At 40.8% G+C, this 15,074-nt stretch carries 12 protein-coding genes and 1 tRNA gene; 3 read left to right on the top strand and 10 right to left on the bottom strand.

The genetic code is table 11. The features are described from left to right. A complete protein-coding gene (locus tag A3GM_RS0105650; RefSeq protein ID WP_018362421.1) occupies positions 1-624 on the bottom strand; it encodes an HAD family hydrolase in 624 nt (207 codons plus the stop codon). Then, positions 603-3,248, bottom strand: coding sequence for a calcium-translocating P-type ATPase, PMCA-type (locus A3GM_RS0105645; protein WP_018362420.1), 2,646 nt, complete (start codon positions 3,246-3,248; stop codon positions 603-605). Before A3GM_RS0105645 ends, A3GM_RS0105650 begins: the two co-directional genes overlap by 22 nt. Before the next feature lie 598 nt (positions 3,249-3,846). Between A3GM_RS0105645 and A3GM_RS0105635 the strand changes: the two genes are divergently transcribed. The 3 genes from A3GM_RS0105635 (at position 3,847) to A3GM_RS0105620 (ending at position 8,354) form a co-directional block, all read left to right on the top strand. Then, complete coding sequence (locus A3GM_RS0105635) at positions 3,847-6,057, top strand: anaerobic ribonucleoside triphosphate reductase (RefSeq protein WP_018362418.1); 2,211 nt, start codon at positions 3,847-3,849, stop codon at positions 6,055-6,057. A 153-nt stretch (positions 6,058-6,210) separates the two neighbouring features. Continuing rightward, a complete protein-coding gene (gene nrdG / locus A3GM_RS0105630; RefSeq protein WP_018362417.1) occupies positions 6,211-6,714 on the top strand; it encodes an anaerobic ribonucleoside-triphosphate reductase activating protein in 504 nt (167 codons plus the stop codon). A 293-nt stretch (positions 6,715-7,007) separates the two neighbouring features. Next, positions 7,008-8,354, top strand: coding sequence for a TIGR00341 family protein (locus tag A3GM_RS0105620; protein ID WP_018362416.1), 1,347 nt, complete (start codon positions 7,008-7,010; stop codon positions 8,352-8,354). Here the strand turns inward: A3GM_RS0105620 and A3GM_RS11565 are convergent. From A3GM_RS11565 to A3GM_RS0105580, 8 genes are all read right to left on the bottom strand, one after another. Then, entirely contained in the window at positions 8,304-8,591 is a 288-nt protein-coding gene (locus A3GM_RS11565; RefSeq protein ID WP_154648094.1) for a hypothetical protein, read from the bottom strand. The two genes, A3GM_RS0105620 and A3GM_RS11565, sit on opposite strands and share 51 nt — an antisense overlap. 64 nt (positions 8,592-8,655) lie before the next feature. Then, positions 8,656-9,507 carry a leucine-rich repeat domain-containing protein gene (locus A3GM_RS0105615; protein WP_018362415.1) on the bottom strand — a complete coding sequence of 284 codons (852 nt, stop codon included), beginning with the start codon at positions 9,505-9,507 and terminating at the stop codon, positions 8,656-8,658. A gap of 370 nt (positions 9,508-9,877) precedes the next feature. After that, positions 9,878-9,951, bottom strand: a tRNA-Ile gene (locus A3GM_RS0105605). Between the two features lie 129 nt (positions 9,952-10,080). After that, a complete protein-coding gene (locus A3GM_RS0105600; protein ID WP_026216135.1) occupies positions 10,081-10,686 on the bottom strand; it encodes a ribonuclease HII in 606 nt (201 codons plus the stop codon). Between the two features lie 101 nt (positions 10,687-10,787). Further along, positions 10,788-12,002 carry a cysteine desulfurase gene (locus A3GM_RS0105595; protein WP_018362412.1) on the bottom strand — a complete coding sequence of 405 codons (1,215 nt, stop codon included), beginning with the start codon at positions 12,000-12,002 and terminating at the stop codon, positions 10,788-10,790. A gap of 138 nt (positions 12,003-12,140) precedes the next feature. Beyond that, positions 12,141-13,526, bottom strand: a complete 1,386-nt coding sequence (sufD, locus tag A3GM_RS0105590) for a Fe-S cluster assembly protein SufD (protein ID WP_018362411.1) — start codon at positions 13,524-13,526, stop codon at positions 12,141-12,143. A 5-nt stretch (positions 13,527-13,531) separates the two neighbouring features. Next, complete coding sequence (gene sufC / locus A3GM_RS0105585; protein WP_018362410.1) at positions 13,532-14,287, bottom strand: Fe-S cluster assembly ATPase SufC; 756 nt, start codon at positions 14,285-14,287, stop codon at positions 13,532-13,534. Positions 14,288-14,299: 12 nt separating this feature from the next. Continuing rightward, entirely contained in the window at positions 14,300-15,073 is a 774-nt protein-coding gene (locus A3GM_RS0105580) for a hypothetical protein (protein ID WP_018362409.1), read from the bottom strand. Between the last annotated feature and the right edge of the window lies 1 nt (position 15,074).

Raw genomic sequence — 15,074 nt, 5'->3', positions numbered from 1 at the left:
CTATTTCAATAGCTTTTGGGGCCAAATAGTACCCTTTGGGTCGTGCAATACGTTAAAACCAAGTTGGCAAGCAGCATCGCAATTGGGTTGAAGATCGTCGATAAATAAAGTCTCTTCGGGCTTTATTCCCGTCCGTTTCACCACCTCTTGAAAGATCTCTGCACTGGGTTTGATGAGCTGAAGCTTGTTAGATAGGAAGATATCTTGAAAGAGTTGCAACACGTTTTCTCCCTTTTCGGTTGTAAACAAAGGCTCGCAACACGCCCAATGCATTGCGTTGGTGTTACTAAGAATAAACAATTGGTGCGTTTTAGCAAGCTCTTTAATGGCTTGTAGCTTATGTTCTGGAATGGTTCCAATAAGCGAATTCCACGCACTTTCAATCTCTTCGTCTTTCAAGGGCAATTCGGTTAGCTCTCGAACTGCCTCACAAAAGGCCGCATTGGTGATCTTTCCCACCTCAATATGATAGAACAAATCTCGTGTTTGATGTGTTTCTATATACTTTGCAACGGCTTCTGCGCCCAAAGAACGAAAGGAATCGATGCAACGTTGTGGGTGAAGTTCAACCAAGATACAACCTAAGTCGAATATAATGTTTTTTACTTTGTTCTGCGAGTCCATAGTCTTTTCAATTCTTCTACCCACAAAACAAGCGAAGTAAGCGCAATAATTACGCCCCATTCGGTGAGAGATAGGGGTTCAGTTCTAAACATCTTACCACCAAACGACACGATAAGCCACTGCCCTATCAACACAATTAGGAACACAAAGAGCAGTCCTTTACTCTGTTTTAGATGACTAAAGGCAGAGTCTTTGCATCCAAATGTCTTCGCATTGAATAGGTTCCACAGTTGAATCATCACGAAAGTGGTGAAGAATATGGTGAGATGATGAGTTGTTATGCCGTTACTTACCTCGTTTCCATAATAATATAACATCGAGAAAAGCACGATAAAGAAGAATATTCCGTGTGTAAGTATTCCCCTAAACATCTTATTTGAGATGATGAAGTCGCTTTGTTTGCGAGGCATTTCCTTCAAAACATCTTTAGAAGGAGGCAGAGATGCCAATGCCATAGCAGCGAATGTATCCATGATAAGGTTCACCCAAAGGATTTGAGTAACGGTTAATGGCATGTTAGTTCCGATGAATGCGCCTCCCACAACCAATAACAATGCGGTGAGATTCACAATCAATTGGAAATAAAGAAAGCGTTGAATGTTGCGATAAAGCGACCTTCCCCACATCACAGCCAATGTAATTGAGCTGAAAGAGTCGTCTAATAAGGTCATAGCACTTGCCTCTTTGGCTACCGAAGTGCCTGAGCCTAACGACAAACCAACATGTGCATGGTTCAAAGCAGGAGCGTCATTGGTTCCATCTCCCGTAACTGCTACCACCTCATTGCGGGCTTGTAGCAATTCAACTAAGCGTTGTTTGTCTGTTGGACGTGCACGAGACATCACCTTTAAAGATGCTACTCGCTCGTAAGCCTCATTGTCATCGAGGTCTGCAAACTGCGTTCCTGTGATGTGCCAACGTTCCTTTTCGCTCTCAGAAACGCCCTCTTCGTTCCAAATACCAATCTGTTTAGCAATCTCAATGGCTGTTGCCGAAGTGTCACCAGTAACCATTTTAACGTTAATACCAGCTCTTTGGCATTCTGAAACGGCGTTAGGAACGTCGTCTCTGATAGGGTCTGAGATGGCAAAAACAGCCTGTAAGCAGAAGTCTTGCAATAGTTCTGCGCTCAAAGAGTTGTCTTTTATGCTTTCAACCACATCGCTATCGAGTTGCTTATAAGCCAAAGCAAGGGTACGCATAGCCTTATCTTGATAGCCACGAAGAGTGCTTTCGGTTTCTGCTTTCTTGTCTTCTGTGATATTACAGAACGACAATACCACTTCTGGAGCACCCTTTATAAAGAGATAAGGCACGCCATTATAGAGCGAAATGGTGGCCATGTACTTTCTTTCTGTTGAGAAAGGAAGTTGATGAAGTATTTTTGTTTCGCTCCGATAACTATTATAATTCTTGCCATTTTTATAGCACCAAAGCAGCAATGCCACTTCGGTTGGATTGCCAATACCCTCTGGAATAGTGGTAGTTGCATTGTCTTCATCGTTTGGAGACAATGATAATTCGGCAGTAGTATTGGCAGATATCGCCTCAAAAAGCAGCTCATCGTCTTCGCAACTTCGTGCAAAATCATTCACTTGCATCTTGTTTTGGGTAAGTGTTCCTGTTTTATCGGTACAGATAACCGTAACTGCTCCCATCGTTTCAGATGCATGTAGCTTTCTAACAAGATTGTTACTCTTGAGCATTCGGCGCATATTGAGAGCCAACGACAATGTAACCGCCATTGGAAGTCCTTCTGGAACAGCCATAACAATAATGGTTACGCTGAACATAAAGTAGTGAAGAACCACCTCAAACATATCTAAATAGTGATTAGTTTGCCATATTGGGTTCACCAAAATGTCGTGAACAAGAAAGACAACAAAGGCCAATACTGCCACTGTTACGCCAATCTTACTAATCATCTTGGCTAACATTGAGAGCTGAATGCTTAGCGGTGTCTTCGTAAAAGTGAGTTCTGTAGACTTATGCGACACCTTTCCGATCTCTGTTTCGTCGCCAACTGCGGTAACAACTGCCGTTCCTCGACCACTCATTACCATGCTTGAGCGAAGCAATACGTTAGGGGGGTAAGCCTCTGTGCCTTTAGATGAGGTTATTTCTACATGCTTAGTGGTAATGGGTTCGCCTGTAAGTGACGACTCGTTCACCTGTAAATCTATCGCTTCTACTAAACAAGCGTCGGCTGGTATCTCATCTCCTGTCTCGATTAATATCACATCTCCCACTACAATATCTTTGCGCATCACTTCTTCTACCACTCCATTGCGACGCACTTTCACCATCTGTTCTTCTTCAAGTGTATTGAGAACCTCGAACTTTTTGGCTGCATCTAATTCGAAATAGAAGCCTATTGCGGTGGCAAGAAAGATGGCAATGAAGATTCCAATGGTTTCAATAAAGTTGTTTTCTACGAATGCAAGCAGTAAAGAAACAACGGCTGCGATGAGTAAAACTTGTATAATGGGGTCTTGAAACTTTTCAAGATAAAGCTTAAAAATGGACACTTTCTGAGGTGGAGTAAGTACGTTTTCACCATGTTTCGCCCTACTTTCACTTACTTCTTGAGGTGTTAAACCTCCTAACACTTTATCCCGTGACATCTAATTGTCTAATTTTAAGATTTTAATTACTATCCTTTTGCATGCTAAAAGCATTACAATTAGCCTGCAATAACAATGCTTTTACCTGCTAATATCAATGCTTTTAAAATGGAGTTATTTTTGAGTTATAACTCAACTCTTATTTTGTTCGCTTGTTTGAGCTTACAAATTTAAGAAAAAAGGAAAGCATGTGCAAACCTTCACACACAAATTATCGAACAGAAGGAATGCCATTGCAACTCAACAACTTGTTTTTTGCTTTGAATCAAGGTTCATAATACCCCCTTAAACAAGTCTTTAGGCGTTTCAGTTGAAAGAAAACTCAAATCTGTTTTTCGCTCTTTTAGCCCCTAAAAATCGCCTTTACACCATATAATAATTATTTTCTTTTTGAAAAATATCAATAAAACAAGAATTTAAAAAGTTTTCCATTTTTATTTTATAAGATATTGATTATCATATAATTGACATATATTAACTATTTAAAAGTTATCCAAAAGTGAAATTATATAAGAACTTTCATTATCTTTGCTGCACCAATTTAAGTAGAAAGAAAATCAACTTTAGATACAAAACCAAACTTTAATATTTCCCAAAAATGATACAGACAGTAGTAAAAAGAGATGGCCGCATCGTGGGCTTTAATGAACAAAAGATCAGTGGAGCTATCAGAAAGGCTATGTTACACACCAATAATGGTGAGGATAGCAATCTTATTCAACAGATAACCGACCGCATTTCGATGAGCGGTCACTCGCAAATGACTGTTGAAGAAATCCAAAACAAGGTTGAAAACGAATTGATGAAGAGCCGCAGAAAGGACGTGGCTCGAGCATATATCTCGTATAGAAACCTTCGTAATGTTGCCCGAAAAGCAAAGACAAGGGATATCTTCCTCGAAATAATCAACGTGAAATCGAATGATATTACACGTGAAAACGCTAATATGAACGCTGACACTCCTGCTGGAATGATGATGAAGTTCTCGAGCGAAACAACCAAACCATTCGTCGACGACTATCTTTTAAGCGAAGATGTGCGTGATGCTGTGGCGCATAACTACATTCATATTCACGATAAAGACTATTATCCCACTAAGTCACTCACCTGCTGCCAACATCCATTAGATAACATTTTGGAACACGGTTTCAGTGCTGGTCATGGCTCATCTCGCCCTGCAAAGCGCATAGAAACAGCGAGTGTCATTGCTTGTATCTCATTAGAAACAGCGCAAAACGAAATGCATGGCGGTCAAGCTATACCCGCTTTCGACTTCTATCTCGCTCCTTATGTAAGAATGAGTTACGTTGAAGAGGTGAAAAACTTAGAGGCTTTGATGGGCGAAGACTGCTCGGATCTATACGAATCGGAGATTAACGACTACCTAAAACTGCCCCTCGATGGTCTAAAAGGCAAAGAACGTATCAAGCAACACGCTATCAATAAAACTGTAGCTCGTGTGCATCAAGCTATGGAAGCCTTTATACATAATATGAATACGATACACTCTCGTGGTGGAAACCAAGTGGTGTTCTCGTCTATCAACTATGGAACCGACACTTCTGCAGAGGGTAGATGCGTTATAAGAGAATTGCTCAAAAGCACTTATAGCGGTGTGGGTAACGGCGAAACTGCTATCTTCCCTATTCAGATATGGAAAAAGAAACGTGGCGTTAACTATCTTCCTCAAGACAAGAACTACGACTTATACGAGTTAGCTTGTAAGGTTACAGCACGTCGTTTCTTCCCTAATTTCCTCAACTTAGATGCTACTTTCAATCAAAGTGAGGACTGGAAGGCTGAAGATCCAAAGCGTTATGTTCACGAAGTGGCTACAATGGGCTGCCGAACTCGTGTATTCGAGAACTATTTCGGTCCTAAAACCTCAATAGGAAGAGGTAATATCTCTTTCACTACCGTTAATATTGTGCGCCTTGCCATTGAATGTATGGAGATAAAAGACAAGGAAGAGCGCATCAATTCGTTCTTTGCTAAATTGGACAAGGTATTGGATTTAACCGCAAAACAATTGGTAGAACGCTACAATTTCCAAAAGACTGCCTACGCAAAGCAGTTCCCTATGGTGATGAGAAGCCTGTGGTTAGGTGCTGATAAGCTGAAAGCAGACGACACTATCGAGTCGGTTATCAACCAAGGAACGCTCTCTATCGGCTTTATTGGATTGGCTGAGTGCCTCAAAGCCTTGTTAGGTAAGCACCATGGAGAAGATAATGAGGCGCAAGAACTGGGCTTAAAGATCGTAACTTACATGAGAGACCGCGCCAACGACTTCACTAAAATGTACCAACATAACTTTAGTGTGCTTGCAACTCCAGCGGAAGGACTATCGGGTAAGTTTACTTTGAAGGACCGAAAGGAGTTTGGTGAGCTCGAAGGTATTACCGATAGAGACTATTACACCAATTCAAATCACGTGCCAGTGTACTACAAATGCAGTGCAAAACACAAGGCTGAAGTGGAAGCACCTTACCACGATTTGACCCGTGCAGGACACATTTTCTATGTGGAAATTGATGGTGATGCAACCCATAACCCACAAGTTATTATGAATGTTGTGGATATGATGGACCACTATAACATTGGCTATGGAAGCGTGAATCACAACCGAAACAGATGTATGACATGTGGATTTGAGAATGCCGACAACACTCTTGAGACCTGTCCTCATTGCGGTGGACATCATATCGACCGCCTTCAACGCATCACTGGTTATCTTGTTGGCACAACCGACCGTTGGAATAACGGTAAACTGGCAGAGCTAAACGATCGTGTACGCCACGATATTTAAGTCTCGACAGACCTCTCTTTCAAACAAACAACGATAATAGTAAATTGTAAGAATAACCACAAAAGACTGAAGGAGTAGCCTCAACTGCTCCTTCTTTTTTTGCTTTTGAAAAGGACAAACAGTCCTTTTAGACCCTCTAATCAGCCTATATACATGCTTTCTATATTGAACATACTCGAAGATACCACTGTTGATGGACCCGGATTTCGCACCTCTATCTATTGTGCAGGCTGTCCTCATGCTTGCATAGAGTGCCATAATCCCCAGTCATGGGACATCAACAACGGCACAATGATGAGCACTAACGACATCATGAAGATTGTTACTGCCGACCCTTTTGCCCATGTTACCTTCTCAGGAGGCGACCCTATGTATCAGGCAAAGGGCTTTACTGAATTGGCAAAGACCATTAAACAGCAGACAAACAAGAACATTTGGTGCTACACGGGCTTTGTGTTCGAGTCGCTTTTAAAGATGAAGGAGCAACGAGAACTATTGCAATGGATTGACGTTTTGGTTGATGGTCCGTTTATAAACAGCAAGAAAGACCTTTCATTATTGTTCCGAGGAAGTAGCAACCAACGCCTCATCGACGTGCAACAATCGCTCCAACAAAACAAAGTGGTGTTGTGGACACCCAACATCGGCATTGAGTAAGTCTGCCCACTTCTTCCCCATTTTCACCCTTTCTCTACACTTTTTAATTCACACAAAAAGGCTTTCCACTTTCATCTCCTTCTTCTTCTCTTTCAATATCAATGCTTTTGTCTTGCAAAGTCATTCTTTTTAGGCTCTAATTCCATTGCTATTATGGCCTAAAAGCAATGTTATTGCCACGTTACCTTACAAAGACTTTAGCACAAAGGCATTGCAAGCTCTCGGCTTTTCTACATACAAGAGGATCAAGTTTGCATTTTTATTCGTATATTTGTCGTCAAAAAAGGACGACAATGAATAACGACTCATTTTGGAAAAACATTAGGGGATACTTCAATGCATTACCCGATAAAGAGAACGAAACAGAGATTATTAAACAGATAAGCAGTGGAGTAACCTTCCACGGAGCGAACCTTTGGGTACTTATTTTCGCTGTTTTCATCGCTTCATTAGGTTTAAATGTCAATTCAACAGCAGTGATTATAGGTGCCATGCTCATCTCTCCTTTGATGGGACCAATCAGCGGAATGGGTTTAGCAGTGGGCATAGACGACTTCAATTTGCTAAAACGCTCGGTGAAAAATTATCTTGTTGCCACGGTAATAAGTGTTATCACTGCAATGATATACTTTATTATCAGTCCGATTAGCGAGGCTCAATCAGAGCTATTGGCACGCACCTCGCCCACGTTATACGACGTGCTCATCGCCATATTTGGTGGTGCTGCGGGTATTCTTGCTTTATGCACAAAAGGCAAAGGTAATGTAATTCCAGGCGTTGCTATCGCTACAGCCTTGATGCCACCATTGTGTACTGCTGGTTATGGACTTGCAGTTGGAGAAATTTCGTTCTTCTTTGGGGCGTTTTATCTCTTCTTCATCAATACCGTCTTCATTGCGCTTTCTACCTTTATAGGCGTTAGAATGCTTCGTTTTCAACGTAGAACCTTTGCAGATGCAGCCGCTTTGCAACGCGTTAGAAAATATATCTTTGCCATTGTTGTTATCACAATGATTCCAGCAACATATATGACCACTCAAATTATTCGTGAAAGTATTCAAGACAACAACACTCAACAATTTGTTAAGAATGAGCTAACGTTGAAAGGAACATATATTATTTCGAACAAAAGAAACGACGAAAGCAAGACTATTCGTATTGTAGCGGTGGGCGAACCCATTGGAGAAGATACCATTAAAAAGGCTCAAGAAAACCTAAAGGAATATAGTCTTGAGGGTTATAAACTGGTGATTATTCAAGGAAGTCAAGGTAATAATACTCTACGAAAAGAAGATTTGTCGGGCAACTCATTAGCCGACACCAAGGAACAGCTTATTACACAAAGCGAACAACTGAGCAACTTAGAAAAGCAACTGAAAAAATATTGGAGCTATGAGACATTAGGTAAGGAGCTTTCTAAAGAGATTAAGGCTATTTGTCCGCAAGTAAATACCATCAGTTTGTCGTTAGTATCTGAGGAAAGAACCGACACTTTGGCTACCAAAAACTATGTTTTGGCATTGGTGGGATATAAAAATGCGCTATCAACAGCAGAACAGCAACAGCTTCAACGCTGGCTAAAGACTCGTTCAAAAGCCGATAGCTTGCGCCTTGTCTTGCAACCTACCACAGGCAAGTAAAAGTATTTTTTGAAATAAAATCCCTGCTTTTAAAGGGGAAAGACATACAACAAAACCAAAAGGAGGTGCCTCATTGCGAGGCATCTCCTTTTTTATTGATATTCTTTTTTTATTGACAAAGCGGAGCAAAAGCTCGACAAGAGGAAACAAACGCACATAAAAAAAGCAGTTCGCAAGAGATGTTTTGCGAACAGCTTTGTTTGTATCAATGTTTCTTTTTACATGTTCTGTCCTCATTATTAGGCTTTTTCATGCAAAAAGAACATACAATGAGATCCAGTGCAATTAGTCTTTTATTTTATTATTTGATAACTATCTTTTTACCATTGATTATATAAACGCCCTTAGGCAAAGCATTTATTTCGTTAACATTGGCTTTGCTTAAACGTTTTATTCCATCTATTGTGTAAACATCTACATTATCTATTTTATTGTAGATGTTGTTTTTAATGCCAGTAGTGGTACCCTCAATAAGGAAAAAATGCCACCAAACATATGCTCTTTTATAAGCATCTATACTATTCTTTGGTACAAAAAGTTTACATTCGTTTCTGTTAACCCCATCAAAAGCATATCTAGAACAATATGGTGGAGTTACTGCCTCACTTGTAATCTGTTTTACATTCCCACAATCAGAGAAAGCCCCATCCTCAATTCTTGTTACACTACTAGGAATGGTTACAGAAGTAAGAGAATAGCAATTAGCGAAAGTCCTCTCCCCAATTGTTGTTACACTATTAGAAATGATTACGGAAGTAAGAGCACGGCAATAAGAGAAAGCATAATCCCCAATTGTTGTTACACTATTGGGTATGGTAATCGAAGTAAGAGAAGAGCAACTCTCGAAAGCATTATCCCCAATTGTTGTTACACTATTTGGTATGGTAATCGAAGTAAGAGCACGGCAATAAGAGAAAGCCCAATCCCCAATTGTTGTTACACCATCACCTATGATAACTTGTTTAACACTTTCGTTTTCGTACCATGGGCTACTATAATCATTCCAATCTTGCATTTCTCCTGTTCCTGTAATGGTTAACACGCCTTCATCTGTGAGTTTCCATTGTAGATTATCACCACAAGTTCCAGATTTTTCGGCATAAGCTGATAAACTTACGAGCAGGGTTATCAGCAAAAGATAAAGTTGTTTCATATAAGTTCTTTAATTAAATGAATAATATTTTTTGTTTATTGATTGCTTTTAATTTCTCAAACCTTTATAAATTTGATCCTAACAAAGGAGATTTTTATAACGAGCAGATACGTTATAAAAGTATTTCAAAGATAAATAAAAACATATTATCAAATGTTCTTTTCTTGCAAAAAGATATAAAAAGATGATATTTTTTAAATTAAAAGAGCGTTATTCTTTATAAATTGGTGAACAATAACATTTTATGAATGCCGTATATAAAAAGATGATAGCTGTTATAAATACCATTATTGCATCGTCATTTTATAGAAATCCATATCAAACAAACATAAAAAAAGCAGTTCGCAAGATAAGTTTTGCGAACTGCTTGTGGGCCATCTTGGGCTTGAACCAAGGACCTCCAGATTATGAGTCTGTTGCTCTAACCAACTGAGCTAAAAGCCCTAATAATATAATTCTACACAGAATTACACGTGCAAAGGTAGTATATTTTAAACAAACAACCAAATATCTGCCCGTAATTTTTAATCAAAAGAACCGCTTTTAGCGTTGTTTATCCGCCTTTTTGGGGTCTTAGAAATCGAAAGAAAGCTGTTTTTCTTCGCCTAAAAGATTGAACGACATTCGATGAAATGGCGTTGTTCCATATTTTTTTATCGCCTCTCGGTGCGCAACGGTGGGATAACCTTTGTTCTTACTCCATTCGTATTGCGGATATTGACTGTGGAGTTCTTCCATATACTCATCTCGATAAGTCTTCGCAAGAATACTTGCTGCGGCAATAGATAAATACTTTGCATCGCCTTTTACAATAGGCGTGTAGGGCAAGTTCTGATAAGGAGTGAAGCGGTTGCCATCGATAATGAGGGCTTCGGGGCGCACTTTGAGTTGATCTATGGCTCTGTGCATGGCCAAAAAGCTCGCTTTAAGGATATTGATTTCGTCGATTTCTTCGGGCGAAACCACACCTACTGCCCATGCAATGGCATCTTTTTCGATGTCCTTTCGCAATATCATTCTGCGCTTTTCGGTGAGCTGTTTCGAGTCGTTTAGATAAGGATGCGAATAGTTTTGCGGTAGAATGACCGCCGCAGCATACACACTTCCAGCCAAACAACCACGTCCTGCCTCGTCGCAACCTGCCTCAATCAATCCATCATAATAATGTGATTGAAGCAAATGGATGGGTTTCTTTTCCTTAGAATCGCCTTTTTTCATCTATTACCATTAGTTTATGCCAATGCTACTAAACTTGCTTTAAAACGCACTTTAGGCGCATTTTAGAACATGGCAGCCACTCGTTCGATGCCTTTAACCAACACATCGATCTCTTCTTTGGTGTTATACAAGCCAAAACTTGCACGAACGGTGCCTTGAATGCTCAAGCGTTGCATAAGCGGTTGAGCGCAATGGTGACCTGTGCGCAATGCTATGCCAAGACGATCGAGCAGTGTTCCTAAATCGAAAGGATGAATGTCGCCCACTAAGAAGCTCACCACTGCATCTTTTTGACGTGGTGTTCCGATGAAACGGATATCTTTTATCGTTGACAATTGCTCCATTGCGTATTTTGTGAGCATGGCTTCGTGCTTTTGAATATTGTCCATTCCCAAGTCGAGCAGATAGTCTACAGCTGTGGCTAAGCCGTGAGTTGCAACGTAATCGGGTGTTCCTGCCTCGAATTTCAAAGGTGGTTTTTCGAACGTTACCTTATCGAACGAAACTGTTTCGATCATCTCTCCGCCTCCTTGATAGGGTGGCATGCGGTCTAACCACTCTTCTTTTCCATACAAAACGCCTATTCCTGTGGGTCCATACATCTTGTGTCCGCTCAACGCAAAGAAGTCGCAATCCATCGCTTGCACATCTATTGCAAAGTGAGGAGCACTCTGTGCGCCATCAACTAACACGGGAACGCCTTGCGAATGGGCAAATTGTATGATTTCATCGATAGGATTAACTGTTCCGAGCACATTGCTAACGTGGGCGATACTCACCAACTTGGTACGCTCGCTGAACAGCTTTTTAAAGGCTTCCATATCTAAATTGCCTTCGTCGTCGATAGGAGCAACCTTCAAAGCAATGCCCTTTCGTGCCATTTGCAACTGCCAAGGAACAATGTTGGAATGGTGTTCCATCTCTGAAACAATCACCTCATCGCCTGCATTCATAAAGCCTTCGACAAACGAAGAGGCTACAAGATTGATGCTTTCGGTGGTGCCTCGGGTGAAAATAATTTCGTTGGTAGACTTGGCATTGATAAACTTGCGCAATGTTTCTCGAGCACTTTCGTGTAATTCGGTAGCCTGTTGCGACAACCAATGCACGCCTCTATGAACATTGGAGTTGACATTTAAATACTCATTGTTCATGGCTTCTATCACCGATAGAGGCTTTTGGGTGGTGGCTGCATTATCTAAATACACCAAAGGCTTATTGTAAATGGTTTTAGAAAGAATGGGGAAATCTTTTCTAACGTCCTCTATTTGATACATACCTAACTATAAATAAAAGGTGAATAAAATCTATTTTGCACCTGAATGGGCAAATAGAAAGAGAGAAAGAGTTTGTTAATGGCTTTTTGAGCACAAGGCTATTGCCATTTGAACAAACTCTTTATGGGTTATATCTACTTAGACACAAAGGTTACAATTACCGCAAGTTCCAAGCTCGCCTCTGAACCTTTTCTCTACAAGATGATGCAAACGCTCTCTTAAAGGCTCAAGCTTTATTTGGTCTACTACCTCATTGATGAAGGCAAACTCTAACAAGAACTTAGCCTCTTTCTCGCTGATTCCTCGCTGACGCATATAGAATAGCGCTGCATCATTGAGCTGTCCTACGGTTGAACCATGCGCACATTTCACGTCGTCGGCATATATTTCTAACTCGGGTTGTGAATACATGCGAGCTTCTTTGGTGACACATATATTTTGGTTGCGCTCTTCTGACGATGTTTTTTGTGCATCTTTCTGAACCAATACACGGCCTGCAAAAGCTCCTGTGCTGTGTCCGTCTAACACATACTTATACAATTCGTTGCTGGTGCAATGAGGAACTGCATGGTCGATGAGGGTGTTATTATCTACATGTTGTTGCTTATCGGCAATGACACAGCCATAAAGATTGCACTCTGCACCTTCTCCACTGAATCGAAGAGAGGTGGTGTTGCGAGTTACTCCGTTATGAAGTGTGATGACATGGTGTGTGAGTCGACTGTTAGATGCTTGGTCGAAATAAGCGTTACTTACACGTTTGTTGTTGTAACTGGTTTCTTCCATGCAATAAAGATCGAGCGATGCATTCTCGCCTACGTATGCTTCTATCACCTGTGTAGCAAGATAATTGCGGTCGTTAGCAGTGTGATCGCAGAACAACATCTTTACTTCGGCTCCTGGTTCTACAACTATCAAGACACGTCTGTTGAGCATTAAGTCTACATCAGAGCGCATGATGTTGATCACTTGTATTGTTTTTTCTACCTTTGTGTTCTTTGGTACATAAACAACCAAGCCGTCTTGTGCAAGCATTGTGTTTAAAGCTGCAATGCCATCTTTATCGGTTGCGGCTAACTTAGCATAGTATTTCTCGATGAGATCGGGATTTTTTAGGGCATATTCCTTTAATGAATCAACCACAACTCCTTCGGGTAGCTTACCCTTTGGCAATGAGTTAACATCGAAGACGTCGTTCATTAAGAAATAAACTGAAGTGCTTAAATTGGGCACATCGCACGAGAACACCTCTTCTGGACGGAACGAAAAGGGCATACGATGAAGGTTTAAGCCATAATCGGGGGCAAAAATTGCCTGCATATCGGTATATCTATAACGCTCGTCCTTGCGTTGTGGAATACCTAACTGCTTGAAATGTTGCAATGCTTCTGCTCGCTTTGCATTCATGGCAGGGGCACTATTCTGACAAAGCAGATTTTGTTCTGCCTCGAAAAGCTGAATATATTGCTCGCTGCTGTTTTGCTTTGCTGTTACAGAAGTTGATTGACTTTGTTGTAATGCCATATCAATTACTCCTCTCCTATTTCAGCTTTAATCCAATCGTAACCTCTTTCTTCAATCTGTTTAGCAAGCTCTGGTCCTGCTGTTTTCACGATACGACCTTTGTAAAGCACGTGAATAACGTCGGGTTTGATGATGTCGAGCAATCGATCATAGTGTGTAATGACAATCGTACTGGTTTCTGGTGTCTTCAACTTATTCACACCTTCTGCCACAATACGCAAAGCATCAACGTCCAAACCAGAGTCGGTTTCGTCTAAGATGCGTAGAGTTGGCTCGAGCATTGCCATTTGAAAGATCTCGTTGCGCTTCTTTTCTCCACCGCTAAAGCCTTCGTTCACGCTTCGGTTAGAGAGCTTAGAGTCGAGCTCAACGATTGCTCTTTTCTCACGCATCAACTTCAAGAAGTCGGCAGCATTCAAGGGTTCTTTGCCTTGATACTTACGTTTTTCGTTGATAGCAGCACGCATGAAGTTGGTCATTGATACGCCTGGAATCTCTACTGGATATTGAAATGAAAGGAAGATACCTTCGTTTGCACGATCTTCGGGCTTCATTTCAAGAAGGTCTTTGCCATTATAGGTAGCTGAACCTTCGGTTACTTCGAACAAAGGATTGCCCACTAAAACGGCACTAAGGGTACTCTTTCCTGATCCATTAGGACCCATAATGGCGTGTGTTTCGCCATCTTTTACTGTGAGGTTGATGCCTCTTAATATTTCTTTTTCGCCGATATTGGCATGAAGATTCTTTACTTCTAACATATATTGTTGTGTTTAATATCTTATTTTTTCTTTTACTCTCTTATAATCTAATAGCCCAAACAATGTAAATAAGTCTACATCTTCGAAAGTGAATGGGAATGAGACTTTTAATGTTAGGGCAATAGAGTGTCGATGCAAAGGTGCACTAAAGACCGTTGGGGGTACTGTCTTCTTTGCTTGAACATTGGTTTGCACTTTTGAACTCAAGCCTAATCGATAGCCATATTCCAAACCTACCGAGATACTTTTTGTCATTGCGATGTCGGTTCCCAACACGGGTGAGACGCTGAAACGAGGATATTGAATAATGCTATGTTGCGAATATCCTGGCAAATAGGCTCCTTCTGACTGAGAAACGAAATCTTCGGTTCTCTTTCTTCCTATGTTGTAATAGGTGTCGAAACCCACATAAGGTCGAAAAACCTTTAACATTCCTATGGGATAGTAGCGACCTCCTAACATAATTTGTTTTAAAGGCTCGCTGACATAGCTATCTTGTATCTGAAAACTCTCGTTCTCTATTCCTCCTTTGATAGAAAAGTTAGTCGATGGAATGTAATATTCTCCACGTAACTTAAAGGACATTCCCTTTACATAACCACTGAAGTTATGATTGGTCCAAACGTCTTTCGTGCCATTATCTGCCTGCAATCGAGGTGCGAAAAGAATTCCTCCACCTACCTCTACCGAGAAATTGTAGGGGTTATTGTAATCTTCTGCCAAAGCTATTGAACTGCTGAACAGCATGAAGAAGAAAGCGATGAGACGAGAAAGACGTGCTGACATA

It is taken from the genome of Hoylesella nanceiensis DSM 19126 = JCM 15639, from assembly GCF_000379965.1.
Taxonomy (GTDB): Bacteria; Bacteroidota; Bacteroidia; order Bacteroidales; family Bacteroidaceae; genus Prevotella; species Prevotella nanceiensis.
The sequence above is the reverse complement of the archived record's forward strand: the minus strand, read 5'-3'. Positions and strand labels throughout refer to the sequence as shown.